Below are 26,080 nucleotides of genomic sequence, written 5' to 3' on the forward strand. Positions count from 1 at the left end.
TTCCTTACGTCACTTGGCCGCGGCCGGGACGTCCTCGCCGAGAAGCTTGCCGTCCGAGGTCTCGAACTGCTTCTTGAAGTCGGCGATGGCGTCGGCAACAGCGGTGAGGGTGTCGTCCGACATCTTGCCGCCCTCCTTGATGGAGGTCATGAGGCCCTGCTCCTTGCGGTGCAGGTACTCCAGGAGCTCCTTCTCGAAGCGGCGGATGTCGGTGACCGGGACGTCGTCCATCTTGCCGGTGGTGCCGGCCCACACGGAGACGACCTGGTCCTCGGTCGACATCGGCTGGTACTGAGCCTGCTTGAGCAGCTCGACCAGACGCTGACCACGTTCCAGCTGCGACTTCGACGCGGCGTCCAGGTCGGAACCGAAGGCGGCGAACGCCTCCAGCTCGCGGTACTGGGCCAGGTCCAGACGCAGACGGCCGGAGACCTGCTTCATCGCCTTGTGCTGCGCGGAACCGCCGACTCGGGAGACGGAGATACCGACGTTCAGCGCGGGGCGCTGACCGGCGTTGAACAGGTCCGACTCCAGGAAGCACTGGCCGTCGGTGATGGAGATGACGTTGGTCGGGATGAACGCCGAGACGTCGTTGGCCTTGGTCTCGACGATCGGCAGACCGGTCATCGAGCCGGCACCCATCTCGTCGGAGAGCTTCGCGCAGCGCTCCAGCAGACGGGAGTGCAGGTAGAAGACGTCACCCGGGTAGGCCTCACGGCCCGGCGGGCGGCGCAGCAGCAGGGAGACGGCGCGGTAGGCGTCGGCCTGCTTCGAGAGGTCGTCGAAGATGATGAGGACGTGCTTGCCGTCGTACATCCAGTGCTGGCCGATGGCCGAGCCGGTGTACGGCGCCAGGTACTTGAAGCCGGCCGGGTCGGACGCCGGGGCGGCGACGATGGTCGTGTACTCAAGCGCGCCGGCCTCTTCCAGGGCGCCACGCACGGAGGCGATGGTCGAGCCCTTCTGGCCGATGGCGACGTAGACGCAGCGGACCTGCTTCTTCGGGTCGCCCGAGCGCCAGTTGTCGCGCTGGTTGATGATCGTGTCGACGGCCAGGGCGGTCTTGCCGGTCTGGCGGTCACCGATGATCAGCTGGCGCTGGCCGCGGCCGACCGGGGTCATGGCGTCGACGGCCTTGTAACCGGTCTCCATCGGCTCGTGCACCGACTTACGGGCCATGACGCCGGGAGCCTGCAGCTCCAGGGCGCGGCGGCCGGACGTCTCGATCTCGCCGAGGCCGTCGATCGGGTTGCCGAGCGGGTCGACGACGCGGCCGAGGTAGCCCTCGCCGACCGCGACGGAGAGGACCTCACCGGTGCGCTGCACCGGCTGCCCCTCCTCGATGCCGCTGAACTCGCCGAGGACGATGGCGCCGATCTCGCGCTCTTCCAGGTTCAGCGCGAGGCCGAGGGTGCCGTCCTCGAACTTCAGCAGTTCGTTGGCCATGGCCGAGGGGAGGCCCTCGACCTTCGCGATGCCGTCGCCGGCAAGGGTGACCGTACCGACCTCCTCGCGCGAGGCCGCGTCCGGCTTGTACGACTGGACGAAGTTCTCCAGCGCGTCCCGGATCTCCTCCGGCCGGATCGTGAGCTCCGCCATCTGGGTTCCCTGCTCTCCTTGTTGGGCCCGAAGTTTCACTTGGGGGGTCTGGGGGCGACCCCCAGGGATTCTTCTTGTACGGCCCAACCAGGGCCGTCGTGAGTACGTACTGCTTGTTCTCGACTACCGGGGTGCTAGCTCGCCATGCGGCGGGCCGCGTCCTCCAGCCGGTCCGCGATCGAGCCGTTGATGAGCTCGTCACCGACCTGCACCCGGATCCCGCCGACGACCTGCGGGTCGACGTCGAGGTTGAGGTGCATCGTGCGGCCGTAGAGCTTCGCGAGGGCGGCGCCCAGGCGCTGCTTCTGCGGCTCGCTCAGCGGCACCGCCGAGGTGACGACGGCGACGACCCGGCTGCGACGCTCCGCGGCCAGCTTGGACAGGGCCTCCAGGCCCGCTTCCAGGCTACGTCCCCGCGGCACGGTCACAAGGCGCGTGACCAGACGCTCGGTGACCGGCTTGGCGCGGCCGCCGAGCAGGCGGTGCAGCAGCTCGGTCTTCGCGGCGACGGTGGCCTTGCGGTCGGTCAGCGCGGCGCGCAGCCCGGTGCTGGAGGAGACGATCCGGCCGAAGCGGAACAGCTCGTCCTCGGCGTCGTCCAGCGTGCCGGACTTCTCCGCGGCCGTGAGGTCGGCGGTGTTCGCCAGCTCCTCCAGCGCGTCCACCAGGTCGCGGGGCTGCGACCAGCGGGACCGGACCAGGCCTGACACCAGGTCGGCGGTGGTCTCGGAGACCTGGCCGCCGATGAGGCGCCGGACCAGCTCGGCCTTGGCCTCGCCGGCCTGTGCCGGGTCGGTGAGGACCCGGCGCAGGCCGCCCTCGCGGTCGAGCAGCGCGGTGACGGCCGCCAGCTCGTCGGCGAGCCGCGTCGCGTCCACGGACGTGGAGTCCGTCAGCGCGTCGAGACGCTCGCGTGCGGCTGCCAGGGCCTCGCGGCTCGCTCCGTTCATCGGGCCGCCTCGGCCTTCTCCTCAAGCTCGTCGAGGAAGCGGTCGATCACACGGCTCTGCCGGGCGTGGTCCTCAAGGGACTCGCCGACGAGCTTGCCGGCCAGGTCGGTGGCCAGGTGGCCGACGTCCTGACGCAGCGCCTGCGCGGCGGACTTGCGGTCGGCCTCGATCTGGGCGTGACCGGCGGCGACGATCTCCTCACGCTGCCGCTGGCCCTCGGCGCGCATCTCGGCGATGAGCGCGGCGCCCTGCTCCTGAGCCTCCTGGCGCAGGCGCGCGGCCTCGTGCCGGGCCTCGGCCAGCTGCGCCTTGTACTGCTCAAGGACGCTCTGGGCCTCGGTCTGCGCGGCCTCGGCCTTCTCGATACCGCCCTCGATCGCCTCGCGGCGCTGCTCCAGAACCTTGTTGATGTTCGGAAGGAGCTTCTTGGCAAGGAAGCCGAAGACGATGACGAAGGCGATGAGGCCGATGACGAGCTCTGGGATCGGCGGGATGAGGGGGTTTTCGGCCTCCTCAGCCGCGAGCTGAACCAGGGGGCTCATATCAGTGCCTTTCGTCTATTGGTGCGCGACGGTCGGGTCAGGAGGCCGGGTAGACGAACGGCATGACCAGACCGATCAGGGCGAGCGCCTCACAGAAGGCGAAGCCGAGGATCTGGTTGGCGCGGATCAGGCCGGCCGCCTCGGGCTGACGGGCGAGGGCCTGCGTGCCGTTACCGAAGATGATGCCGACGCCGACGCCCGGGCCGATCGCGGCGAGGCCGTAACCGATGGAGCCGAGGTTGCCCTTGATCTGGACAGCGGCCAGGGTCTCGTGCAGAACGGACATGCCGGTTCTTCCTTCTCTTTCAATGACCGGTGGGGGTTGGCCACCGGATGCCATGGGTGGTGGGGCGGGTTGGCGCTCAGTGGGACTCGGCGAGCGCGCCCTGGATGAAGCTGCAGGTCAGCAGTACGAAGACGTAGGCCTGAACAGCCTGGATGAAGAGTTCGAAGGCGGTCATCACGATGACCATCACGAACGACACGGCGGAGTAGGCGATACCGATGCCGTTCAGCATGTACCAGCTGGCGATCGTGAAGAGCAGCAGCAGGGTGTGGCCGGCGAACATGTTCGCGAAGAGTCGGACGGCGTGGGTGAAGGGCCGTACGAGCAGGTTCGAGAAGAGTTCGATCGTCATCGACAGCGGAAGGACCGCACCGAGCGACTTGTCGTAGCCGGTGAAGTTCTTGAAGGCGCCGACGAAGCCGTGCCGCTTGAAGGTCAGCGAGACCCAGGTGATGTAGACCAGGGCGGCCAGGACCGCGGGGTACGAGATGATCGCGGTGACCGGGAACTGGGCGAGCGGGATGATCGACCAGAGGTTCATCATCCAGACGAAGAAGAAGAGCGAGACGACGAACGGAACGTACTTCTCGCCTTCCTTCTTGCCGATGGTCTCGTAGACGACACCGCGCCGGACGAAGTCGTAGCCGGACTCGGCGATCATCTGGAGCTTGCCCGGGACGACCTTCGGGCGGGCGAAGGCGGCCCAGAAGAAGCCCACGATGATGATCGACCCGAGCAGCGCCAGCAGCATCGTCTTGTTGAAGTACAGGTTGCTGTCCGCGTCGCCGAAGAGCGGCTTGAACAGGAACGAGTGCAGGCCCGGAGCCGGGAAGCCACACCCGTCGAACAGGTGACAGCTCGTGTCGAAAGCGAGCGTCTGCGTCGGGTCAGCACTCACCGCGGGCTCCTTCATCGTGGCGCATGGATACGGCAACCTCGTTGTGTCGGCGCGGCGCAGGGCCGCGGTTCGGCACGGGACTGGTGTTACGGATGTGGGGGCGGCTGGGGGGCATCTCGCCTCGCGATTGAGCAGGCGTCAGCTCAGATGCCCGCGCCCGCGATGCCGCAGTTGGCACCGGACGATAGCAGCATCTCTCGTGCGCCTTTATCCCGGCCCTACCTCTCACGAGGAATGCCCGGTCTTCTCGGCCTTGTCGGCCTTGTCGGGTTCGACGTAGAGGATCTTGGCCTTCATGTGGGCGCGGGTCTGTGCCGCGATCCACGTGAGGGTGGCGACCACGAGCGCGATGGCGAAGGCCCGGGGGTTGAACAGCGTCGTGTTCTTGAACATGGCCATGAAGATGAACAGCAGCAGAAGCTGGGCCGCGTAGAGCATCAGGCCCATCATCTGGAAGAGCTGCGGCATGGATTTGGCCGTGCGCTGCAGGACGTAGAGACCGATCCCCATGAAGAGGATCACGATCACCGTGCCGACGACCGCCCCGATCGCCCCCTTGCCGCCCGCGATCACGCCGCTGACGACGGCTGCGAGCACGCCGACGGCGGCCGTGGGTACGGCGGCCTGGGCCAGGATCCGGGCGTCATTGGACGGCATGGCGGCAACTCCGCTTTCACAGGGGGGCAGGTGTCGTCATGGACGAGCGTAGTCCCGGTCGGAGGGTCGAAGACCTCACGCTGACGGACCGTCGCAGTCGGGTCCTTCGACTCTGTCCGGGGTTCTCGTGAACCGTATCACAAACTATTTGATGAGGTCTTTACCTGGTAGGTGTGCTCGCTGTCACACATGAGAGTGAACCTGCGCGTCTGAGCGAATACCAGGCCGTTGTGTCTGGTATTGGGGGTCTTTGGTCCCCCACGACTTGGCAATGCTCTAGTCAGATTCTTACCTTGGCAGGGTCAGCGGGAGGTCTCGGAGGCCCGCCGGTCCAGGAAGCGGGAACGGGGTCCGATGGCGGTCGCACCGTTGACCGAGGCCGCGGCCGAGCCGTTGACCGGGGCCGAACCGTTGGCCGTCGCCGAGCCGTTCAACGAGGCCGTCGCCGAGCCCTTCACCGAGGCCGCTCCCGCGGTCACCGGGGAGCGGTGCTCGTCGCTCGGCTTCTCCTGCTCCTCCGGTTCCTCCGGCTCCCCCGGCTCCCCCGGGGCGACGGACACCGCGACCTGGAGACCCGCCACCGCCGGCTCCTCCGCCGGCTGGAGCGCTCCGCGGCGCCGGTAGCGGGGCGGCACGAAGCCCTGCGCCCACAGCGGGGCACGCGGGGTGAACCGCGGCAGCAGGAGCAGCCCCAGGCCGACCGCGCTGAGGAAGACCACGCCGAGCACGATCCACATGGACGCCGAGTTCACCGAGTAGGCGAGCGCGCCGAAGCCGATCAGCGCCGACCAGAAGTACATGATCAGCACGGCCCGGCTGTGCGAGTGGCCGATCTCCAGGAGCCGGTGGTGCAGGTGCCCCCGGTCCGCCGCGAACGGCGACTGGCCGCGCCAGGTGCGCCGCACGATCGCCAGCACCAGGTCGGCGGCCGGCACCGCGATGATGGTCAGCGGCAGCAGCAGCGGGATGTAGACCGGCACCATCTGGTGGACGGTGTTGCGCTCGGACCCGGCGAACAGCTTCATCGCGTCCGGGTCCACCTGGCCGGTGACCGAGATCGCGCCGGCCGCCAGCACCAGGCCGATCAGCATCGACCCGGAGTCGCCCATGAAGATCCGCGCCGGGTGCATGTTGTGCGGCAGGAAGCCCAGGCACATGCCCATGAGGATCGCCGAGAACAGGGTGGCCGGGGCGGCGGCCTCGATGCCGTACGAGTACCAGATCCGGTAGGCGTACATGAAGAACGCCGCGGCCGCGATGCACACCATGCCGGAGGCCAGGCCGTCCAGGCCGTCGACGAAGTTCACCGCGTTGATCGTGATGACCACCAGCGCCACCGTCAGCAGGGTGCCCTGCCACGGGGTCAGGGCCACCGTGCCGACGCCCGGGATGGGCAGCCACAGGATCGTCAGACCCTGCATGACCATGACGCCCGCGGCGATCATCTGACCGCCCAGCTTGATCAGCGCGTCGATCTCGAACTTGTCGTCGAGCACGCCGATCAGCCAGATCAGGGCCGCGCCGGAGAGCAGCGCCCGCGGCTCGTTCGACTTCTCGAAGACCTCGTTGAGGTTGGACATGTGGTCGGCGACCAGCAGCCCCGCGCACAGGCCGAAGAACATCGCGATCCCGCCGAGCCGCGGAGTGGGCTCCCGGTGCACGTCACGTGCCCGGATCTCCGGCATGGCCCCCGCCACGATCGCGAACTTCCGTACCGGCCCTGTCAGCAGGTACGTCACCGCGGCCGTGATGCAGAGCGTCAGCAGGTATTCACGCACAGGCTTCCCCACATGTCTCGCTGGCCATCACAGCCCCACACCCTAGCGAGGGACGCATATGTATGGGGACTTCCGGGTAGCGACGATGGTTGCACGCAAGGCTGTGAGCCGGGCGTACGACGGGTGCACCGACGCTGCGCCTACCCCGTCTCACCCGGGATACGGCGGAAATCTACCGGTGAGCTCACGCACCTCGTCACGCACCCTCCCCGCCTCCGTGACTCCGCTCACCACGCCCGCCAGCAACGCCGCGATCCGGGACATCTCGGCCTCCCCCATGCCCTGCGTGGTGACGGCGGCGGTGCCCAGCCGCAGCCCCCGCGCGTCGCCGTGCGGCAGGGCACAGCAGTCCAGCACGATCCCGGCGGCCGCGAGCCGCCCCCGGGCGGCCTTCCCCTCGACGCCGAGCGGCGCGGTGTCGAGGGTGATCAGATGCGTGTCCGTGCCCCCGGTCGTGACGGCCAGCCCCGCCTGCGCCAGCCCGGCCGCGAGAACCCTCGCATTGGCGACCACCTGATGGGCGTACGCGGTGAACGCCGGTGTTGCCGCCTCGCCGAACGCGACCGCCTTCGCCGCGATGGAGTTCATCTGCGCGCCACCCTGGGTGAACGGGAACACGGCCCGGTCGAGGCGCTCGGCCAGCTCCGGCGCACCGCACAGCAGCATCCCGCCGCGCGGCCCGCGCAGCACCTTGTGCGTGGTCGCGCAGACGACGTCGGCGTACGGCACCGGGTTCGGCGCCGCTCCCCCGGCGACGAGCCCGATGGGATGGGCGGCGTCGGCGATCAGATACGCGCCCACCTCGTCGGCGACCTCGCGGAAGAAGGCGTAGTCGATGTGCCGGGGGTAGGCGATGGACCCGCACACGATCGCCTTGGGCCGATGGCTGCGGGCCAGCGCCCGCACCTGGTCGTAGTCGATGAACCCGCTCTCGGCATCCACCCCGTACCCGACGAAGTCGAACCAGCGCCCGGAGAAGTTGGCCGGCGAGCCGTGCGTGAGATGACCGCCGTAGGGCAGCCCCAGGGCCAGCACGGTGTCCCCGGGCCGCAGCAGCGCGGCATACGCGGCCAGCACGGCGGACGACCCCGAGTGGGACTGCACATTGGCGTGCGCGGCGCCGAACAGCGCCTTGGCCCGGTCGACGGCGAGCCGCTCGGCGACGTCCACGATCTCGCAGCCGCCGTGGTGCCGGGCGCCCGGATACCCCTCGGCGTACTTGTTGGCGAGCGGCGACCCCAGGGCGGCCAGCACGGCCGGCGAGGTGAAGTTCTCGGCGGCGATCAGCTGCAACGACGTCGACTGCCGGGCAAGCTCTCCGAGCAGGATCTCCGCCAGTTCCGGGTCCTGCCGCCGTAGCAGATCGCCCTCGAGGAGGGCAGGGGTGACCGACATGACGGGCTCCGGGCGGTCGACGGTGACGTATGTCCAATGTAGGCCCGGTATGGGGTGGTCGCGCGGTTTACGCATACGACCGTGGTTCCGGGGTTCTCGCTACCGGAGGGGTGGATGCGGCCGGTCGCGCGGCCGCGGGTGCGTACGGGTTCCTCGCGCAGTTCCCCGCGCCCCTCACGGGGCGCTTCGCCGTGCGCGGACCTACATCCGCGCCGGGACCCCGGTCAGCGCCGTGACCACCGGGTCCAGTGCCTCGTGTATCTCGTCGCCGATGGACTGGAAGAACGGCAGCGGGGCGCCGTAGGGGTCGTAGACCTCGTCCGCCTCGGCCGTGGGGGCCAGGAGCCAGCCGCGGAGGGCCGCCGCCGCACGGACCAGCGCACGCGCCCGGACGACCACGCCTTCCGACGTCGGCGGCAGCGTCGCCGGGTCTATCGCGCGGACCAGCCGGGTGAACTCCTTCAGCGTGAAGGTGCGCAGGCCCGCCGAGTGGCCCATGGAGATGACCTGGGCGCGGTGGTCACGGGTGGCGGTCAGGACCAGGTCGGCCCGGATCACGTGCTCGTCGAGCAGCTCGCGGCCCACGAAGCCGGAGGCGTCCGCGCCGAAGTCGGCGAGGACGGCCTCCGCGTTGGCCTCCATGGGCGCGCCCTCATGGCCCCAGGTACCCGCGCTCTCCACGACCAGCCCGCCGCCGAGGAAGGCGCCGAGCCGGTCCGTCACGAGATGACGGGTCAGCCGCTCGGTGATCGGCGAGCGGCACACGTTGCCGGTGCTGACGTGGAGGATGCGGAAGCTGTCGCGCGGCAGCCCCACGAACGTCGTCGTGATCTCCGCCGCGCTTTCCCCGTTGCCTATGCCACGCCCCGCGTCAGGGGCTGTCAATTCGCCACCTCAAGGTCGGGTACGACCTTCCGCAGCTCCTCCGCCGAGATCGCGCCCGCGCGCAGCAGCAACGGAACTTCGCGGGTGACGTCGACGATCGACGAGGGGACGTTGCCGGGGGTCGGACCGCCGTCGAGGTACACGGAGACGGAGTCGCCGAGCATCTCCTGCGCGGCGTCACAGGTCTCCGGGGAGGGGTGTCCGGTGAGGTTGGCGGAGGAGACCGCCATCGGGCCGACCTCGGTCAGCAGCTCGATGGCGACCGGGTGCAGGGGCATGCGGACGGCGACCGTGCCACGGGTGTCGCCCAGGTCCCACTGCAGGGACGGCTGGTGCCTGGCGACCAGGGTGAGCGCGCCCGGCCAGAACGCGTCGACCAGCTCCCAGGCCAGCTCGGAGAAGTCCGTGACGAGGCCGTGGAGCGTGTTCGGGGACCCGATCAGCACGGGGGTGGGCATGTTGCGGCCCCGGCCCTTGGCGTCGAGGAGGTCGGCGACCGCCTCCGAGGTGAACGCGTCGGCGCCGATGCCGTACACCGTGTCGGTCGGCAGCACCACCAGTTCGCCCCGGCGGACGGCGGACGCGGCCTCGCGCAGACCCGTCACGCGGTCGGTCGCGTCGTTGGTGTCGTATCGCCGTGCCATGTCTAGCGGGCCTCCTCGTACAGGTACATCTGGACCAGGTACATCTGGACTTCGGGAAACACTGCCTGCGGGGTGCTCACGGCAGCGCCTTGCGGGCGGTCGCGAAGCGGGGGCGCCTGTTGAGGTCCGGGTGGTCGGCCGCGTCGGCCCAGCCCCGCTCCTCGGTGAAGATCCACGGCACCTGGCCGCCCTGGGTGTCGGCGTGCTCGATGACGACGACACCGCCGGGGCGCAGCAGCCGGTGCGCGGTGCGTTCGATGCCCCGGATCAGGTCCAGGCCGTCCTCGCCGGAGAACAGGGCCAGCTCCGGGTCGTAGTCACGGGCTTCGGGGGCGACGTACTCCCACTCCGTGAGCGGGATGTACGGAGGGTTCGAGATGACCAGGTCGACATGGCCGTCGAGGTCGTGGAAGGCGTCCAGGGCGTCGCCCTGGCGCAGGTCGACCCGGGAGCCCGCCATGTTCTTGCGGGTCCACTGGAGCGCCTCCTCGGACAGCTCCACGGCGTGCACGCGCGAGCGCGGCACCTCCTGGGCGAGGGCGAGCGCGATCGCGCCGGAACCGGTGCACAGGTCGACGATCCGGGGCTCGACCACGTCCATGGCGCGCACCGCGTCTATGGCCCAGCCGACCACCGACTCGGTCTCCGGCCGCGGCACGAACACGCCGGGCCCCACCTGGAGTTCGAGGTACCGGAAATACGCCCGCCCGGTGATGTGCTGGAGCGGCTCGCGCTGCTCCCGGCGGGCGATGACCTCCCAGTAGCGGGCGTCGAAGTCCGAGTCCTTGACGGAGTGCAGCGCGCCCCGCTTCACGCCGTGCACGAACGCGGCGAGCTCCTCCGCGTCGTTGCGCGGCGAGGGCACGCCGGCGTCGGCCAGCCGCTGGGTGGCCTGGGCCACCTCCGCGAGCAGCAGGTTCACGCTGGTCCTCCGTGTTGTAACTCGTACGTGCGTACGTGCTGCGTACGTGCCTTACGCGGCCGCGAGCTTGGCGGCCGAGTCCGCGTCGACGCAGGCCTGGATCACCGCGTCGAGGTCGCCGTCCAGGACCTGGTCCAGGTTGTACGCCTTGAAGCCCACGCGGTGGTCCGAGATGCGATTCTCCGGGAAGTTGTACGTGCGGATCTTCTCGGAGCGGTCGACGGTGCGGACCTGGCTGCGGCGGGCGTCGGCGGCCTCCTTCTCCGCCTCCTCCTGCGCCGCGGCGAGCAGCCTGGAGCGCAGGATACGCAAGGCCTGCTCCTTGTTCTGCAGCTGGCTCTTCTCGTTCTGGCAGGAGGCGACGACTCCGGTGGGGATGTGCGTGATGCGCACGGCGGAGTCGGTGGTGTTGACGGACTGTCCGCCGGGCCCGGAGGACCGGTAGACGTCGATCCGGAGGTCGTTCGGGTTGATCTCGACGTCGACCTCCTCCGCCTCCGGCGTGACCAGGACACCGGCGGCAGAAGTGTGAATACGGCCCTGCGACTCGGTGGCCGGCACGCGCTGCACGCGGTGCACGCCCCCCTCGTACTTGAGCCGCGCCCAGACGCCCTGACCGGGCTCGGTCGCGCCGTTGCCGCCCTTGGTCTTCACGGCGACCTGGACGTCCTTGTAGCCGCCGAGCTCGGACTCGGTGGAGTCGATGATCTCGGCCTTCCAGCCGACGCGCTCGGCGTACCGCAGGTACATGCGCAGCAGATCACCGGCGAAGAGGGCGGACTCGTCGCCGCCGGCGCCAGCCTTGATCTCCAGGATGACGTCCTTGTCGTCGGACGGGTCCCGGGGGACGAGCAGAAGGCGCAGCTTCTCGGTGAGTTCGTCGCGCTGCTTGTCCAGCTCCTTGACCTCGGCGGCGAAGTCGGGGTCGTCGGCGGCCAGTTCACGCGCGGTCTCGATGTCGTCGCCGGTCTGCTTCCAGGAACGGAACGTGGCGACGATCGGGGTGAGTTCGGCGTAGCGCTTGTTCAGCTTGCGCGCGTTGGCCTGGTCGGCGTGGACCGACGGATCGGCGAGCTTCTTCTCCAGGTCTGCGTGCTCGACGACGAGTTCCTCGACGGCCTCGAACATTTTTGGCTCCTGATACTGCTACGGCGTGGGGAAGGAAAGGCGGGCGACCAAAAACGCCGGTCCCGGGCACGCCCCCGCAGGGACGTGGCCGTGGACCGGCGAAATGGGGCTCGCTACTTCTTGGAGCCGGCGGCAGCCTTGCCGAAGCGGGCCTCGAAGCGGGCCACACGGCCACCGGTGTCGAGGATCTTCTGCTTGCCCGTGTAGAACGGGTGGCACTCGGAGCAGACCTCGGCACGGATGGTGCCGCTGGTGATCGTGCTACGGGTGGTGAACGACGCGCCACAGGTGCAGCTGACCTGCGTCTCGACGTACTCGGGGTGGATCTCGCGCTTCAAGGTGTCTCCTAGATTTCGGGAGGGCACCGGGTCGCCACCGCGGGCTTGCGGGGCGTGAACCGGGGCCGACGTACCAGTCTGCCAGGGCTGGCCGTATCTCCCAAAACCGGGGGGCTTTGATCTTTATTCCGGGAGTGGGGGGGACGGTCGCGCCCAGGGCGGTGCCACGGTCTCGCCGTGCGCGAGTGCGGGTTCGTCGTGGCTGGTCGCGCAGTTCCCCGCGCCCCTTGAAAGCAGGTCGGCCGGCCCCACCTGTCTTTCAGGGGCGCTGGGGGTGCCCCCGGCCGAAGGCTGGGGGAGGAACTGCGCGACAAGCCCCCACCGGGCTGCACCCTCAGGACGACGTCACGACGCCCTTGGCCTGCCCCGTCGCCGTGCCCTTCGTCGCGGACGCCGGGATCGGGCGGTCGTTCTTCAGTGCCTTCCAGACCAGCTTCGCCTTCGCCTTCGCCACGATCACCCGGTTCGGGTTCGCCGGGTCGTACTCCACAGGCATCGTGACCATGTGCATGTTCTTGGAGTCGACGGACTTCAGGCCGTTCGCGAAGTCGACCAGGGAGTTCACCGAGCCGAGGTCGGAGTCGGTGGTGACCGCCTTCGTCGCGGTGTCCGCCAGGTCGTACAGCTTCTTGGGGCTGGTGAAGACGCCCACCTGCTTGATCTGGTCGACGAGGGCCTTGACGAAGGCCTGCTGGAGCTGGATGCGCCCCAGGTCGGAGCCGTCGCCGACGCCGTGCCGGGTGCGGACGAGGCCGAGGGCCTGCTTGCCGTCGAGCGTGTGGGTGCCGGCCGTGAGGTCGAGGTGGCTCTCCCGGTCGTCGATGGCCTTCGTCGTGGTGACCTGGACGCCGCCGAGCTCGTCGATGAGCTTCTGGAAGCCGGAGAAGTCGACCTCCAGGTAGTGGTCCATCCGGATGCCGGTCATCGCCTCGACGGTCTTGACCGCGCAGGCCGCGCCGCCCGTGGAGTACGCGGAGTTGAACATCACGCCGGTCGCGGCGGAGTGGGTGGTGCCGTGCGCGTCGGTGCAGGAGGGGCGGTCGATCAGGGTGTCCCGGGGGACGGAGACCACGGCGGCCTTCTTGTGGCCCTTGTAGACGTGGACGATCATCGCCGTGTCGGAGCGGGCGCTGCCGTCGTCCGCGCCGCCGCCGAGCTTCCGGTTGGCTCCGGAACGCGTGTCCGAGCCGAGGACCAGGATGTTCTCGGAGCCGTTGTCGACCTTGGTGGGCCGGTCGGTGCCGAGCATCTGGTTGATGTCGACGGTCTTGAGGTTGCCGTTGAGCTTGAAGTACAGGTAGCCGACGCCCGCGCCGCCGAGCACGAGGATGCCCGCCGCCGTCCAGGCCGTGACGGCGAGCGCCCGGCGGCCCGCCCCTCGGGGCCTGCGGTGGCCGGCGGCCTTCGTACCGGGCCCGGGTATGCCCGGACCGGGCGTGCTCTCGGCGGACATGGGCTCCTCTGTTCTCGTACGACTGCTCGGTTACCCCCTGCTTTCAGGGTCAGGCCCGGCGTACCGGGATCATCGGCACCTATCCGGACCATCGTCGCTCCGCCTGGTCAGACGGCGAAACTCGGGAAAGGGTTGCACAACGCAGTGTGCCCACCGCGTGGAGCGATGGGCACACCGAGTGATCGACACTCACCGGGCAAGTGGGGCGAAACCCCGCTCACCAGCCATGTCAGCCGAAGATGTCGTACTGCTGGAAACCGGTACCGAGCGACTTCCTTGTGCCGAAGATCTCACTGGTCGCCTTGCCGGTACCCGGGTACAGGTACAGCGTGCCGCCGGTCGTCCGGGCCAGGAAGTCGGCCTTGCCGTCGCCGGTGAGGTCGCCGACCGCGGCGAGGGTGTTGAACCCGGTCCAGCCGGAGCGGACCTTCACGCGGGCCGAGAAGAGGCCGGTGCCGGACTTGCCGGTGCCCTTGTACAGGTACAGGTCGCCGCCGCTGCTCTTGCGGGCCAGCAGGTCGGCCTTGCCGTCGCCGTTGAAGTCGCCGACGCCGCGCAGCTGGTTGTACTGGCTCCAGCCGCCGCCGATCTTGACACGGGCGCCGAAGGTGCCGTTGCCCTTGCCCGGGTACAGCCACAGCACGCCGCCGGAGTCCTCGGAGAGCACGTCGGGCAGGTAGTCGCCGGTGAGGTCACCGGGGATCACGATGGCCTTGCGGGTCTTCCAGTTGGTGAAGATCTTCGTCGACTTCCAGGAGCCGCCGGTGCCCGCGCTGTTCAGCACGAAGTGGTACCAGTAGACGTCACCGGAGGAGGCGTTCCGGTAGACGAGGTCCTGGAAGCCGTCCCGGTCGAGGTCGGCCTGCAGGACGACGTTGACGCCGCTCCAGTCGCCCGTGGAGATGCGGGAGGCGAGCGAGGTGCCCTTGGAGTCCAGCTCGTAGCCGACCTTGGTCGACGACTTGCGGGCGAACAGGTCGGCCTTGCCGTCGGTGTAGCTCAGGTTGGCGTCGGCGATCTGCGCGTAGACGGCACCGACGTAGGTGCTGACCTTCGTGAAGACGCTGTAGGAGCCCTGTACGACGCACTCGACGCCGTTGTCCGTGACACCCCAGGACACCACGCCGACGATCCGGCCGCCGACGACCAGCGGGCCGCCGGAGTCACCGTTGCAGGTGGCGGTGGAGCCGGTGTCGGAGCCGGTGGCGGGATTGCCCGCGCAGACCATGTGGCCCTTGATGAACAGGCTGCCGAAGTAGGCCGAGCAGGTGCTGTCGGACTGGATCGGCAGGGTGGCCGTCTTCAGGGTCTCGGAGATGTCGTCCGAGGTGGAGCTGGTGCGGCCCCAGCCGTAGACCTTGGCGCTGGTGCCGGCCTTGTAGGACGTCGTGTCGGTGTTGGTCGTCAGCCTGATCGGCGTGGCCTTGACCGGGGCGGCCAGGGTCAGCACGGCGACGTCGTTGTTGATGGTCGACGGGCTGTACGACGGGTTGTTCCACTGGCGCAGGACGGCGGTGGCGGTACCCCCGTGCAGGTTGGCGCTGCCGTCGCTGTTGCTGGTGGGCAGGGAGGCGGTGCCGGTGACGACGGCGCCGTAGTCCTTCCAGTCGTACGCCTTGCCGTTCTCGTCCTTGACGCAGTGCGCGGCGGTGAGGATCTTCGTCGGCGAGACGACCGAGCCGCCGCAGAAGAAGCCGATGTCGTCGCTCTCGTCGGTGGTGCCCTTGTCGTCGTAGTACCAGAGCTGCGCCATCCAGGGCGCCGAGGAGATGGTGGCCGTGCCACCACCGATGATCTTCGGCGAGACGGCGGAGCCGGACGACTTCGTGGTGCTGGTCGTGCCGGCCGTGGCGCCGGTGGCCAGGGCGCCGGCGATGCGGGCGTTCAGCGTGGCCTGCGAGGTCGCGTCGACGGACGGCTTGACCGTGGGCGCCGGCTGGGTGGCCGCGTTGGCGGAGGTCGAGATCAGTGCGGCCGCGACGGCAGCGGCGACCCCGGCCGCCGCGACGGGCAGCGCGAACCGTATACGACGTCTGTGGCGACCGCTCCCGGACGTGGGTGTACCCACCTAAGTCCCCCCTCGGGATCAGGAGTTCGTAATTCGGCCAACTGACCGAAGGGCGAGATCGTACACCGGGGAAGGAAACGCAAAGGTCCGCCCTTCGCGCTTTGCGGAGGGCGGCCCTGTTCTTTGCTTCACGACAAGCCTCAGTGGCCGTTGCCGAGCGTCGGGGCCGTGTTCGGAATCCGCATCAGGAATTCGGCTCGGTCGCCGGACCGTCGTCGCCCGGTCCCCGTGCAGGAGGGTGGTCTTGCGGCTGCTCCTCCCGTGGAGCCGCCGCTCATCGAGCGGACATGCCGAAGCGCAGCCCCGCAGCCGGGAGGCCTCCCGTGCCCGGTGCACAGGTGGGGCCGCACGGTGCCCCCGGTCGCGTTCGCCCACGGCATCGTGCGGAGGGAGCCGTGGGCACCAGGTCCGCAGGGCATACCGATGGAGAGGTTGGCCCGCGTGCCGTACAGGCTGGTGCCCCTGTTCTGCGCGGCAGTCGGGGTTCCCGGCATGCCGGCGCCGTTGCCGGCCTCGACCCACCGGTCGGCGACACCCGGCGCGCTGCACGGACCGAAGACCTGCACGGCACCCGCGTCGGCAACGGTGCCGATGTCCTCGCCCGGCACGCCGACGGCCATCACCAGGCTCGCGTCGGTCACGGTCGCCCCCGGGTCCCGGTTGACAACGGTCACCTGGGCACCCACGCGGTTTCGCCGTCCGCCAGCGGCGGGTCGACGACCGCGGCCGCCGCCCCGCAATCTCCTGTGGGAGCAGCAGGGACAGGACAGCGCGGCAAATGCGGGTACGGCAATTCTGCGCACGAGTTCCCCCCTCGTGTGGCTGCGGACACCAGATCAACTCCGATCACTTTCGCGAGCACCAGAAACGGAATACAAAGTCCCGTTTGTTTAGGGCAGGCAAAGTTTCGGCTATTGAAGTGAGAAAGGCCCGGGTGAATGAGTACGCGCACTCATGCGCGGCGCGGGGTGGCGGCCGGAGACTGCGCGCATGACACCCATCGCTGCCCCCATCGCCGCATTCGCCCACCCCCGGCGCCCCCTCGCGGCCGTCGCCCTCACCGCGCTGGCACTCACCGGCTGCGGAAACACCGGGTCGAGCGGATCGAGCGGCGGCGGGAGTGCCACACGGTCGGCCTCCGAGCAGGCGGCGTTCGCGGTGATGCTCGACAAGGTCGCGCAGCCGTGCACTTCGGCCACCAGGTCCGCTTCCGGACCTGCCGGCGAGGAACCGACCGGCCCGGAAGGGGAGCAGAGCCTCGCCCCCGGCGGGACCCCTCCGGACGAACCGATCGAGCCCGGCGCCCCCACGGAGGCGCAGTTGAGCGACCGGGACTGGTGCGCAAGCGTCCAGCACGAACAGCGCATCATCCGGGCGCTGCAGGCCGTCTCGGAACCCACCCCCGCCAAGGTTCGCAAGAGCCTGAACGGCCTCGGCTACATCGACGAGCGCATCCACGGGCTCAGGCAGGAAGGCAAGGTCACGCGCTTCCACCTCGACCTGCGTGAGAAGGGCGGCCGACTCTGCGAGGCGGGTGCGGCGGCGGGCGAGCAGACGGATGTCACCCCGTGCGTGGCTCCCGCGACCGGATCGTTCGCAGTCAAGAAGCTGTTGTCCGACGGGACGTGATCACCGGCCTGCCGCCGGGACCGGTTTTCGGCCGGTCCCGGTGGACCGGAGACCGCCACTACCGCGACCGGCCTCCTTTACCTCAGCAAAACAGAGGTAAAGGAGGCCGGATTCATGTGACTGGAATCAATACCCGAGGCAGGCCCGTGCCGTTTCGGGCATCACAGCGTAAAAGGCCGCCCCCCGCGGCTTGCGGGGGGCGGCCTTTTTTCCTTGCTCTACGACAGCGCTCAGTCGCCGTTGCCGGGCGTCGGCGTCGTCTTCTGGATCTGCATCAGGAACTCGATGTTCGACTTCGTCTGCTTCATCTTGTCGAGGAGCAGCTCGATCGCCTGCTGCTGGTCCAGCGCGTGCAGCACGCGCCGCAGCTTCCAGACGACCGCCAGCTCCTCGTTGCCGAGCAGGATCTCTTCCTTGCGGGTGCCGGACGCGTCGACGTCCACCGCCGGGAAGATGCGCTTGTCGGCGAGCTTCCGGTCGAGCTTGAGCTCCATGTTGCCGGTGCCCTTGAACTCCTCGAAGATCACCTCGTCCATGCGGGACCCGGTGTCCACCAGGGCGGTGGCGAGGATGGTCAGCGAGCCGCCGTCCTCGATGTTGCGGGCCGCACCGAAGAAGCGCTTCGGCGGGTACAGGGCGGTCGAGTCGACACCACCGGACAGGATGCGGCCGGAGGCCGGCGCCGCCAGGTTGTACGCACGGCCCAGACGCGTGATCGAGTCGAGCAGCACGACGACGTCGTGGCCCAGCTCCACCAGACGCTTGGCGCGCTCGATCGCCAGCTCGGCGACCGTGGTGTGGTCCTCGGCCGGACGGTCGAAGGTCGAGGAGATGACCTCGCCCTTGACCGACCGCTGCATGTCGGTGACCTCTTCCGGACGCTCGTCGACCAGGACGACCATCAGGTGGCACTCGGGGTTGTTGTGCGTGATCGCGTTGGCGATCGCCTGCATGATCATGGTCTTGCCGGTCTTCGGCGGGGCCACGATCAGACCGCGCTGGCCCTTGCCGATCGGCGACACGAGGTCGATGATGCGGGTCGTCAGCACGCCGGGGTCCGTCTCCAGGCGGAGGCGGTCCTGCGGGTAGAGCGGGGTCAGCTTGTTGAACTCCGGGCGGCCGCGGCCGTGTTCGGGCGCCATGCCGTTGACGGAGTCGAGGCGGACCAGCGCGTTGAACTTCTCGCGGCGCTCGCCCTCCTTCGGCTGGCGGACCGCGCCGGTGACGTGGTCGCCCTTGCGCAGGCCGTTCTTGCGGACCTGGGCGAGGGAGACGTACACGTCGTTCGGACCGGGCAGGTAGCCGGAGGTCCGGATGAACGCGTAGTTGTCGAGGATGTCGAGGATGCCCGCGACGGGGATCAGGACGTCGTCCTCGGCGAGCTGCGGCTCGGAGCCGCCGATCTCGTCACGGCCACGACGGCCACGACGGTCGCGGTAGCGGCCGCGCCGGCCACGGCGGCCGTCGCCGAACTCGTCGTCGTCCTGCGGGCCGGCGTTGCGGTCCTGACGGCCGCCGCCCTGCTGCGGCTGCTGCTGACGGTCCTGCCGGTCCTGCTGGCGGTCCTGGCGGTCCTGACGGCCGCCCTGGCCGCCGCCCTGCTGCTCGTCGCCCTTGTTGCGGCGGTCGCGGTCACGGCCGCGGTCACGGCGGTCACGGCGGCCACGGCCGTCGTCACCGGCGTCGCCCTGCTGCTGGGGCTGCGCAGGCGTCTCGGCCTTCGGCTCGGTCCGCGCCTCGGCGGCGACGGTCTCGGCGCCGGTGGCGGTGGGGCTGCCGGCCTCGGCGGTGGCCCGGCGACGGCGGCGCTCGGCCGGGGCGTCGTCCCCGTCGCGCTCGGCCTCGCCCGCGCGCCCGGCCGGCTGGCCGGGGATCTCGATCTGCTGCTGGGCCACGGCCTTCTCGGCGGGGGCCTCGGCGGCGTGCTCCGCCTTCTTCTCGGCGGCCTCGTCACCCGTGCGGGCCTTGGAGGTCGCGCGGCGCTTCGGCTTGGTCTCGGTGGCGGTCTCGGCCTTGGCGGGAGCTCCGCCCCCGGCCTGCGCCTCCTTGATGACCTCGATCAGCTGGCTCTTGCGCATCCGCGCGGTGCCCCTGATGCCGAGGCCGGATGCGACCTGCTGAAGCTCGGCCAGCACCATGCCCTCAAGGCCGGTACCGCGGCGCCGCCGGGAGCCGGCACCGGAGGCAGGCGCGGAGGCGTCCGTGGCGGGCGCGGCAGCGGTCTCCTCGACACGTGCGCCCATCAGATCGGTGGTGTCGCTCACGAAGGGTCCTTCCCTGGAGCGGACGTCGGCCTGTCTGGCTCGGCGACCGGTTGTGCTGTCCGGCTTTCGGTCCTTGCTTGTGTGGACCGTGCCGGGGCGGTGGTCCGCCTGTGCGGCGGAAGAAATATCTGGTGACGGCGCTTCCGACGAGCCGTGGCACCCGGTGTCACGTGGCGTGGTAGCACCTGTTCCGGAGCGTGCCCAGCGGCCCTCTCAGTGCCCGGGTACGGCGTACTGCCCAGGTACGTCATACAGAACGCTGAATGGCTTGGGAGACTCCCGGAAGAATGTCTGTCCCGGACGGGGACACGAAGCACCTCGCCATGGTGGGGTCGGGTGCAGACTTGAGGTTAACACTACCGGATCCAACAAACATTCCCCCTCTCCAAATCCGGCAATCGTGCGCGTCACATGTCACTGGAGGGCGCGAGCGGCAGCACGCTCGCTCCCTGAAGGTCGAGGTCGAGGCGGTTGGCGGCCCAGCCCGCACCCGCCAGGGCCTGCACCTTTTCGGCACTGCCGGCGTCGGCGAGCGCCATCACGGTGGGTCCGGCGCCGGAGATCACGGCCGGGATGCCGTCGGCGCGCAGCCGCTCCACCAGGGCCGCGCTCTCCGGCATCGCGGGGGCCCGGTACTCCTGGTGCAGACGGTCCTCGGTGGCGGGCAGCAGCAGCTCGGGGCGCCGGGTGAGGGCCTCGACGAGCAGGGCCGCGCGGCCCGCGTTGGTGGCGGCGTCGACGTGCGGCACGGTGCGCGGGAGCAGTCCGCGCGCGGTCTCCGTCAGGACCGGCTTCCCGGGCACGAAAACCACCGGAACGATGGAATCGCTGGGCTCCATCCTGATCGCCCGGGCGGCGCCGGACTCCATCCAGGAGAGCGTGAAGCCGCCGAGCAGGCAGGCCGCGACGTTGTCGGGGTGGCCCTCGATCTCGGTCGCGAGCTCAAGCAGGGCCGCGTCGTCGAGCCGGGCCTCGCCGCCTATCGTCACGGCACGCGCCGCGACGATGCCGGCGCAGATCGCGGCGGAGGAGGAGCCGAGGCCACGGCCGTGCGGGATGCGGTTGGCGCACACGATCTCCAGGCCGCGGGGCTGTCCGCCCAGCAGGTCGAAGGCGGTGCGCAGGGAGCGTACGAGGAGGTGACTCTCGTCGCGCGGCAGCGTCTCGCTGCCCTCCCCCGCGATGTCGATGTGCAGGCCGGAGTCGGCCACCCGGACGACGACGTCGTCGTAGAGCCCCAGCGCGAGGCCCAGGGCGTCGAAGCCCGGGCCGATGTTGGCGCTGGTGGCGGGGACGCGCACCCGGACGGCGGCGGCGCGGAACGCTGGACCGGCCATCGCTCGATGACTCTCCTTGAGCTGCGTGATGGTCGAATGACATTCGATAGGTACGTGGGGGACCCTCGGGCCGTGGAGACGGCGCGGCACCGCGCCATATGCGGAGGCATATGCAGCGGGCGGGTTCGGTACAGCCTATCGAAGGAAGGTTCTGTGGCGACATAGGGCGCACAGGAGGCGCACGATGCGTGTCGTAAGCCCCCTGTGCCCCCTCCGTAGGGAGTTCCCCGTCCGGGCCGCCCTCGGTGGTTCTCTAGGCGAGGCCCAGCCGATCGGCCGCGGCGGCCGCGTCGACCGGCACGGTGACCGGCTGCGGAGCGCCGGCGACGGCCCAGTCGGGGTCCTTCAGGCCGTTTCCGGTGACCGTGCAGACGATGCGCTGGCCGGGGTCGACCTTGCCCTGCTCGGCGGCCTTCAGCAGACCGGCCACCGACGCGGCGGAGGCGGGCTCGACGAAGACACCCTCCTGGGCGGCCAACAGCCGGTAGGCGCGCAGGATCTCACGGTCCGTCACCTCGTCGATGAAGCCGCCGGACTCGTCCCGGGCCGCGAGCGCGAACTGCCAGGAGGCGGGGTTGCCGATCCGGATCGCGGTGGCGATCGTCGAGGGGTCCTTGACGATCTCGCCGCGCACGATCGGGGCGCTGCCGGAGGCCTGGAAGCCCCACATCCGGGGGGTCTTCGAGGAGATGCCGTCGGCGGCGTACTCCTTGTACCCCTTCCAGTACGCGGTGATGTTGCCCGCGTTGCCGACCGGCAGGACGTGGATGTCGGGCGCGTCGCCGAGCATGTCCACGATCTCGAAGGAGGCCGTCTTCTGGCCCTCGATGCGCACCGGGTTGACCGAATTGACCAGCGCCACCGGGTAGTTCTCGCTCAACTCGCGGGCGAGGGTGAGGCAGTCGTCGAAGTTGCCGTCGACCTGGAGGATCTTCGCGCCGTGCACGAGGGCCTGGCCCATCTTGCCGAGCGCGATCTTGCCGCGCGGCACCAGCACGGCCGACACCATGCCGGCGCGCACGGCGTACGCGGCGGCGGAGGCGGAGGTGTTGCCCGTGGAGGCGCAGATGACCGCCTGCGCGCCCTCCTCCTTGGCCTTGCTGATGGCCATGGTCATCCCGCGGTCCTTGAAGGACCCGGTCGGGTTCGCGCCCTCCACCTTCAGGTGGACCTCGCAGCCCGTGCGCTCGGAGAGCACCTGCGCGGGCACGAGGGGCGTGCCGCCCTCGCGGAGCGTCACGACCGGCGTGGTGTCGGAGACGGGCAGCCGGTCCCGGTACTCCTCGATGATTCCGCGCCACTGGTGGGTCATTGCTGGTTACTCTCCTTCAACCCGCATGATGCTGGCGACACCCCGCACGGTGTCGAGCTTGCGCAGCGCCTCGACGGTCCCGGACAGGGAGGCGTCGGAGGCCCGGTGGGTGACGACGACGAGGGAGGCCTCGCCGTCCTTGCCGGTCTGCCGAACCGTATCGATGGAAACCCCGTGCTCGGCGAAGACGGTGGCGACCTGGGCGAGAACACCCGGTTTGTCGGCGACGTCGAGGCTGATGTGGTAGCGCGTGACGACCTCGCCCATGGGCGAGACGGGCAGACCGGCGTACGCCGACTCGCCGGGCCCCGTCGCCCCGCTGAGCCGGTTGCGGCAGACGGCGACGAGGTCGCCGAGGACCGCGGAGGCGGTCGGGGCGCCGCCGGCGCCGGGACCGTAGAACATGAGCTGCCCGCTCGCGTCGGACTCCACGAAGACGGCGTTGTACGCACCGCGCACGGAGGCGAGCGGGTGGGTCAGCGGAATCATCGCGGGGTGCACGCGGGCCGTCACGGAGCCGCCGTCGTCGGCGCGCTCGCAGATGGCGAGGAGCTTGATGGTGCAGCCCATGTTCTTGGCGGAGGCGAAGTCGGCGGCGGTGACCTCGGTCATGCCCTCGCGGTAGACGTCGTCGAGCCGGACCCGGGAGTGGAAGGCGATGCCGGCGAGGATGGCGGCCTTGGCAGCGGCGTCGAAGCCCTCGACGTCGGCGGTCGGGTCGGCCTCCGCGTACCCGAGCGCGGTGGCCTCGTCGAGGGCCTCCTGGTACCCGGCCCCCGTGGAGTCCATCTTGTCGAGGATGAAGTTGGTCGTCCCGTTGACGATCCCGAGCACCCGGTTGACCTTGTCGCCGGCCAGCGACTCGCGCAGCGGCCGGATCAGCGGGATGGCACCGGCGACGGCGGCCTCGTAGTAGAGGTCCTTGCCGTGCTGCTCGGCGGCCGCGTGCAGGGCGGCGCCGTCCTGGGCGAGCAGCGCCTTGTTGGCGGAGACAACCGAGGCACCGTGCTCGAAGGCGGTGGTGATGAGGGTGCGGGCGGGCTCGATGCCGCCGATGACCTCCACCACGACGTCGATGTCGCCGCGCTTGACGAGCGCGGTGGCGTCGGTGGTGACCAGGTCCGGGTCGATGCCCGCACGGACTTTGGAGGGCCGCCGTACGGCCACACCGGCGAGCTCGATCGGGGCGCCGATCCGCTGGGCGAGGTCGTCGGCGTGCGTCGTCATGATGCGTGCCACCTCTGAGCCGACGACCCCACAGCCCAGCAGCGCCACCTTCAGCGGACGCGTACGCATCATCCGACCTCGTTTCCTCATACCGTCTACGGTTGGACCAGTCTCACTCACCGGACGGGAGTTTCTACCCTTCGTCCGGATCGTGAGACATCTATTTCATTTTGCGGGGATGGCGGACAGGAGATCTTCCGCCTGCGCCATCCGCCCGTGCGATCCCCCGCACGACCCTCCGGTCACCCGGCCTGTCGTCCGGCCTGTCAGCCGGCCTTCATCCGACGTCGAGCCGGAGCAGATCCTCCTCCGTCTCCCGCCGGACGATCACCCGGGCCGCGCCGTCCCGCACCGCGACGACGGGCGGCCGGAGCACGTGGTTGTAGTTGCTGGCCATGGAACGGCAGTAGGCGCCGGTGGCCGGTACGGCGATGAGGTCACCGGGTGCCAGGTCGCCCGGCAGGAACGCGTCCTTGACCACGATGTCCCCGCTCTCGCAGTGCTTGCCGACGACGCGCGCGAGCATCGGGTCGGCGTCGCTGGTCCGGGACACCAGGGCGACGCTGTACTCGGCGTCGTACAGCGCGGTGCGAATGTTGTCGGACATACCCCCGTCGACCGACACATAGGTCCGCAGCCCGTCGAGGGGCTTGATGGTGCCGACCTCGTAGAGGGTGAAGGCGGTCGGCCCGACGATGGCCCGCCCGGGCTCCACGGAGATCCGGGGCGTCCGCAGCCTGGCGGCCTCGCACTCCCGCGTCACGATCTCGGTGAGCGCCTTGGCGATCTCGTGCGGCTCGCGCGGGTCGTCGTCGCTCGTGTAGGCGATCCCGAGCCCGCCGCCGAGGTCGATCTCGGGCAGCTCGACCCCGTGCTCGTCGCGGATGTCCTTGAGCAGCCCGACCACGCGATGCGCGGCGACCTCGAACCCGGACATGTCGAAGATCTGCGACCCGATGTGCGAGTGGATCCCGATGAGTTCGAGCCCGTCGAGCTGCAGCGCCCGCCGCACGGCCTCCGCGGCCTGCCCGCCGGCCAGCGGAATCCCGAACTTCTGGTCCTCGTGGGCGGTGGCGATGAACTCGTGCGTGTGCGCCTCGACACCCACGGTGATACGGATCTGCACCCGCTGCCGCGTGCCGAGCTCCTGCGCGATGTGGGCGACCCGCACGATCTCCTGGAACGAGTCGAGCACGATCCGCCCGACACCGGCCCCGACGGCCCGCCGGATCTCCGCCTCGGACTTGTTGTTGCCGTGGAAGGCGATCCGGTCGGCGGGCATGCCCGCGGACAGCGCGGTGGCCAGCTCCCCACCGGAACACACGTCCAGGTTGAGCCCTTCCTCGTGCAGCCAGCGCACGACGGCCCGCGACAGGAACGCCTTCCCGGCGTAGAACACGTCGGCGTCCGGCCCGAACGCGGTGCGCCAGGCGCGCGCCCGGGCCCGGAAGTCGTCCTCGTCGAGGACATAGGCGGGGGTGCCGAACTCCTCGGCGAGGCTCTTCACGTCGACACCGCCGACGGTGACGGCCCCGTCGGCGTTCCGGGTGACGGTCTGGGCCCACACCTTGGAGTCGAGGACGTTGAGGTCGGTGGGCGGGGCGGCGTAGTGCCCCTCGGGCAGGACGTCGGCGTGCCGGGGCCCGGCGGGGTGCGCGGAACGGCTCATTGCTCTTCGGACTCTCTCAGAGGTGATCGGGTGCGTCGATGCCGAGCAGGGACAGGCCGCCGGCCAGCACCGTCCCGGCGGCTTCGGCGAGGGCGAGCCGGGCACGGTGGGCGGCCGAGGGTTTCTCGTCGCCACGGGGCAGCACGGTCGGCAGGAACGGCAGCGCGGCGTCGGCGACGGTGACGAGGTGCCGGGCGAGCCGGTCGGGGGCGCGATGGGTGGCCGCGCCGGTGAGGATGCGGGGGTAGTCGGCGAGGGCGGTGACGAGACCGCCCGGAGCGTCGGGAACGTCGCCGGGCACGGCACCGAACCCGAGCCGCCCCGCTCCCCGCCCGACGGCCCGTACCCGGGCGTGCGCGTACCGCACCCGGAACAGCGGATTGCTCTCCCGCTGCACCAGATGATCGGCGGTGATCCGGGGCCGGTCGTGGGCGGCCGGATGCAGCAGCGCCCACTGGGCGGCGTCGGGCCCGAGCGGCGCCGGGTCCTCGGGCGCGGGCACGGGCCGGAGACTGGCGGGCTCCCCGTGATCGACCTCACCCCGCCCGCCCTGCGTCGCGACGATCCTGACCACCGCGTCGGCGACGACCTCGGCCCGGGCGTCGTACGGCACCCGGAGCGCGACGACCTGCCCGGCGAGGGCGTCGCCGTGGCCGTAGCCGGCCCCGAGGCGGCGGATCTCGCCGACCAGGGTGGCGGTCGGGGACGCGGCGGAACTGAGCGAGATGTTGAGGAACCCGGGCCCGGTGACGACGACGTCCTCGACGCCGGCGCACTCCGCGAGCAGCGGCACCAGGATCTCGGCGACCCGCACCGGCGGCTGCCCGGCGGGCCCGGCGAGCTGCAGCGCGACGTTGGTGGCGTAGTCCCCGCACCCACCGGGCCCGGGCGACGTCACCACGACCCGCTCCGGCACGGCCACACTGAGCTCCCCCGCGTCCACGGCACGGCGCACCGCACGCAGCACGGTACGAGAGAGCTCGACGGGGGTCACGGGACAAGCGTAGGGGAGGAAGGGGGTGGGTACGCGAGCCGGTTCGGGCAGGGGTCCGGCATGTGGACGGGCGGGCTGCGAGCGGGCCGCGGGCGGGCTGGCCGC

At 70.1% G+C, this 26,080-nt stretch carries 23 protein-coding genes; 1 reads left to right on the forward strand and 22 read right to left on the reverse strand.

All coding sequences use genetic code 11. From position 1 onward, the window contains the following. Nucleotides 1–9: 9 nt before the first annotated feature. The 16 genes from atpA to ACFZB3_RS32380 all read right to left on the reverse strand — a co-directional run bounded on the left by atpA (nucleotide 10) and on the right by ACFZB3_RS32380 (nucleotide 16,217). Complete coding sequence (gene atpA / locus ACFZB3_RS32305; RefSeq protein WP_189268502.1) at nucleotides 10–1,599, reverse strand: F0F1 ATP synthase subunit alpha; 1,590 nt, start codon at nucleotides 1,597–1,599, stop codon at nucleotides 10–12. Between the two features lie 134 nt (nucleotides 1,600–1,733). Further along, complete coding sequence (locus ACFZB3_RS32310) at nucleotides 1,734–2,549, reverse strand: F0F1 ATP synthase subunit delta (RefSeq protein WP_391381625.1); 816 nt, start codon at nucleotides 2,547–2,549, stop codon at nucleotides 1,734–1,736. Beyond that, nucleotides 2,546–3,091 (reverse strand): F0F1 ATP synthase subunit B, encoded by a 546-nt coding sequence (locus tag ACFZB3_RS32315; protein ID WP_133025280.1) that lies wholly within the window; start codon nucleotides 3,089–3,091, stop codon nucleotides 2,546–2,548. The genes ACFZB3_RS32310 and ACFZB3_RS32315 overlap by 4 nt, the downstream gene beginning before the upstream one ends. A gap of 37 nt (nucleotides 3,092–3,128) precedes the next feature. Further along, nucleotides 3,129–3,377, reverse strand: a complete 249-nt coding sequence (locus tag ACFZB3_RS32320; RefSeq protein ID WP_067003022.1) for a F0F1 ATP synthase subunit C — start codon at nucleotides 3,375–3,377, stop codon at nucleotides 3,129–3,131. 76 nt (nucleotides 3,378–3,453) lie between these two features. Then, nucleotides 3,454–4,290, reverse strand: coding sequence for a F0F1 ATP synthase subunit A (atpB, locus tag ACFZB3_RS32325; protein ID WP_391381628.1), 837 nt, complete (start codon nucleotides 4,288–4,290; stop codon nucleotides 3,454–3,456). 210 nt (nucleotides 4,291–4,500) lie between these two features. Beyond that, nucleotides 4,501–4,932 (reverse strand): TspO/MBR family protein, encoded by a 432-nt coding sequence (locus tag ACFZB3_RS32330; protein ID WP_391381630.1) that lies wholly within the window; start codon nucleotides 4,930–4,932, stop codon nucleotides 4,501–4,503. A 302-nt stretch (nucleotides 4,933–5,234) separates the two neighbouring features. After that, the gene (locus ACFZB3_RS32335) at nucleotides 5,235–6,710 is read right to left on the reverse strand and encodes an MraY family glycosyltransferase (protein ID WP_391381632.1); all 1,476 of its coding nucleotides are present in this window, start codon (nucleotides 6,708–6,710) and stop codon (nucleotides 5,235–5,237) included. 150 nt (nucleotides 6,711–6,860) lie between these two features. After that, nucleotides 6,861–8,105 (reverse strand): serine hydroxymethyltransferase, encoded by a 1,245-nt coding sequence (glyA, locus tag ACFZB3_RS32340; RefSeq protein WP_391381635.1) that lies wholly within the window; start codon nucleotides 8,103–8,105, stop codon nucleotides 6,861–6,863. Between the two features lie 201 nt (nucleotides 8,106–8,306). Then, on the reverse strand, nucleotides 8,307–8,990 hold the full coding sequence (locus tag ACFZB3_RS32345; protein WP_093499065.1) for a protein-tyrosine-phosphatase: 684 nt from the start codon (nucleotides 8,988–8,990) through the stop codon (nucleotides 8,307–8,309). Beyond that, nucleotides 8,987–9,634 (reverse strand): L-threonylcarbamoyladenylate synthase, encoded by a 648-nt coding sequence (locus ACFZB3_RS32350; protein WP_189268510.1) that lies wholly within the window; start codon nucleotides 9,632–9,634, stop codon nucleotides 8,987–8,989. Before ACFZB3_RS32350 ends, ACFZB3_RS32345 begins: the two co-directional genes overlap by 4 nt. Nucleotides 9,635–9,710: 76 nt before the next feature. Next, nucleotides 9,711–10,556, reverse strand: a complete 846-nt coding sequence (prmC, locus tag ACFZB3_RS32355) for a peptide chain release factor N(5)-glutamine methyltransferase (RefSeq protein WP_093499067.1) — start codon at nucleotides 10,554–10,556, stop codon at nucleotides 9,711–9,713. Between the two features lie 51 nt (nucleotides 10,557–10,607). Next, complete coding sequence (gene prfA, locus ACFZB3_RS32360; protein ID WP_391381639.1) at nucleotides 10,608–11,684, reverse strand: peptide chain release factor 1; 1,077 nt, start codon at nucleotides 11,682–11,684, stop codon at nucleotides 10,608–10,610. Nucleotides 11,685–11,797: 113 nt separating this feature from the next. Then, nucleotides 11,798–12,022 carry a 50S ribosomal protein L31 gene (rpmE, locus tag ACFZB3_RS32365; protein WP_030049623.1) on the reverse strand — a complete coding sequence of 75 codons (225 nt, stop codon included), beginning with the start codon at nucleotides 12,020–12,022 and terminating at the stop codon, nucleotides 11,798–11,800. Nucleotides 12,023–12,356: 334 nt separating this feature from the next. Next, entirely contained in the window at nucleotides 12,357–13,475 is a 1,119-nt protein-coding gene (locus ACFZB3_RS32370) for an LCP family protein (RefSeq protein ID WP_391381642.1), read from the reverse strand. 229 nt (nucleotides 13,476–13,704) lie between these two features. Continuing rightward, nucleotides 13,705–15,543: a trypsin-like serine protease gene (locus ACFZB3_RS32375; RefSeq protein ID WP_391381644.1), complete on the reverse strand. Its 1,839-nt coding sequence runs from the start codon at nucleotides 15,541–15,543 to the stop codon at nucleotides 13,705–13,707. A gap of 140 nt (nucleotides 15,544–15,683) precedes the next feature. Then, the gene (locus tag ACFZB3_RS32380) at nucleotides 15,684–16,217 is read right to left on the reverse strand and encodes a hypothetical protein (RefSeq protein ID WP_391381646.1); all 534 of its coding nucleotides are present in this window, start codon (nucleotides 16,215–16,217) and stop codon (nucleotides 15,684–15,686) included. 316 nt (nucleotides 16,218–16,533) lie between these two features. Here ACFZB3_RS32380 and ACFZB3_RS32385 point away from each other — a divergent pair, with 316 nt between their 5' ends. Further along, nucleotides 16,534–17,172 carry a hypothetical protein gene (locus ACFZB3_RS32385; protein ID WP_391381648.1) on the forward strand — a complete coding sequence of 213 codons (639 nt, stop codon included), beginning with the start codon at nucleotides 16,534–16,536 and terminating at the stop codon, nucleotides 17,170–17,172. 230 nt (nucleotides 17,173–17,402) lie between these two features. Here the strand turns inward: ACFZB3_RS32385 and rho are convergent, their stop codons facing one another. From rho to nrtL, 6 genes are all read right to left on the reverse strand, one after another. Next, nucleotides 17,403–19,436, reverse strand: coding sequence for a transcription termination factor Rho (gene rho, locus ACFZB3_RS32390; RefSeq protein ID WP_391381650.1), 2,034 nt, complete (start codon nucleotides 19,434–19,436; stop codon nucleotides 17,403–17,405). A gap of 407 nt (nucleotides 19,437–19,843) precedes the next feature. Beyond that, nucleotides 19,844–20,773 carry a homoserine kinase gene (thrB, locus tag ACFZB3_RS32395; RefSeq protein ID WP_391381652.1) on the reverse strand — a complete coding sequence of 310 codons (930 nt, stop codon included), beginning with the start codon at nucleotides 20,771–20,773 and terminating at the stop codon, nucleotides 19,844–19,846. Between the two features lie 253 nt (nucleotides 20,774–21,026). Then, on the reverse strand, nucleotides 21,027–22,085 hold the full coding sequence (gene thrC / locus ACFZB3_RS32400; RefSeq protein ID WP_391381654.1) for a threonine synthase: 1,059 nt from the start codon (nucleotides 22,083–22,085) through the stop codon (nucleotides 21,027–21,029). Nucleotides 22,086–22,091: 6 nt separating this feature from the next. Then, nucleotides 22,092–23,384, reverse strand: a complete 1,293-nt coding sequence (locus ACFZB3_RS32405; RefSeq protein ID WP_391381656.1) for a homoserine dehydrogenase — start codon at nucleotides 23,382–23,384, stop codon at nucleotides 22,092–22,094. 205 nt (nucleotides 23,385–23,589) lie between these two features. After that, complete coding sequence (gene lysA, locus ACFZB3_RS32410; protein ID WP_391381659.1) at nucleotides 23,590–24,981, reverse strand: diaminopimelate decarboxylase; 1,392 nt, start codon at nucleotides 24,979–24,981, stop codon at nucleotides 23,590–23,592. Nucleotides 24,982–24,997: 16 nt separating this feature from the next. Then, the gene (gene nrtL, locus ACFZB3_RS32415) at nucleotides 24,998–25,975 is read right to left on the reverse strand and encodes an ArgS-related anticodon-binding protein NrtL (protein WP_391381661.1); all 978 of its coding nucleotides are present in this window, start codon (nucleotides 25,973–25,975) and stop codon (nucleotides 24,998–25,000) included. Between the last annotated feature and the right edge of the window lie 105 nt (nucleotides 25,976–26,080).

It is taken from the genome of Streptomyces sp. NPDC008092, assembly GCF_042957285.1.
Lineage (GTDB): Bacteria > Actinomycetota > Actinomycetes > Streptomycetales > Streptomycetaceae > Streptomyces.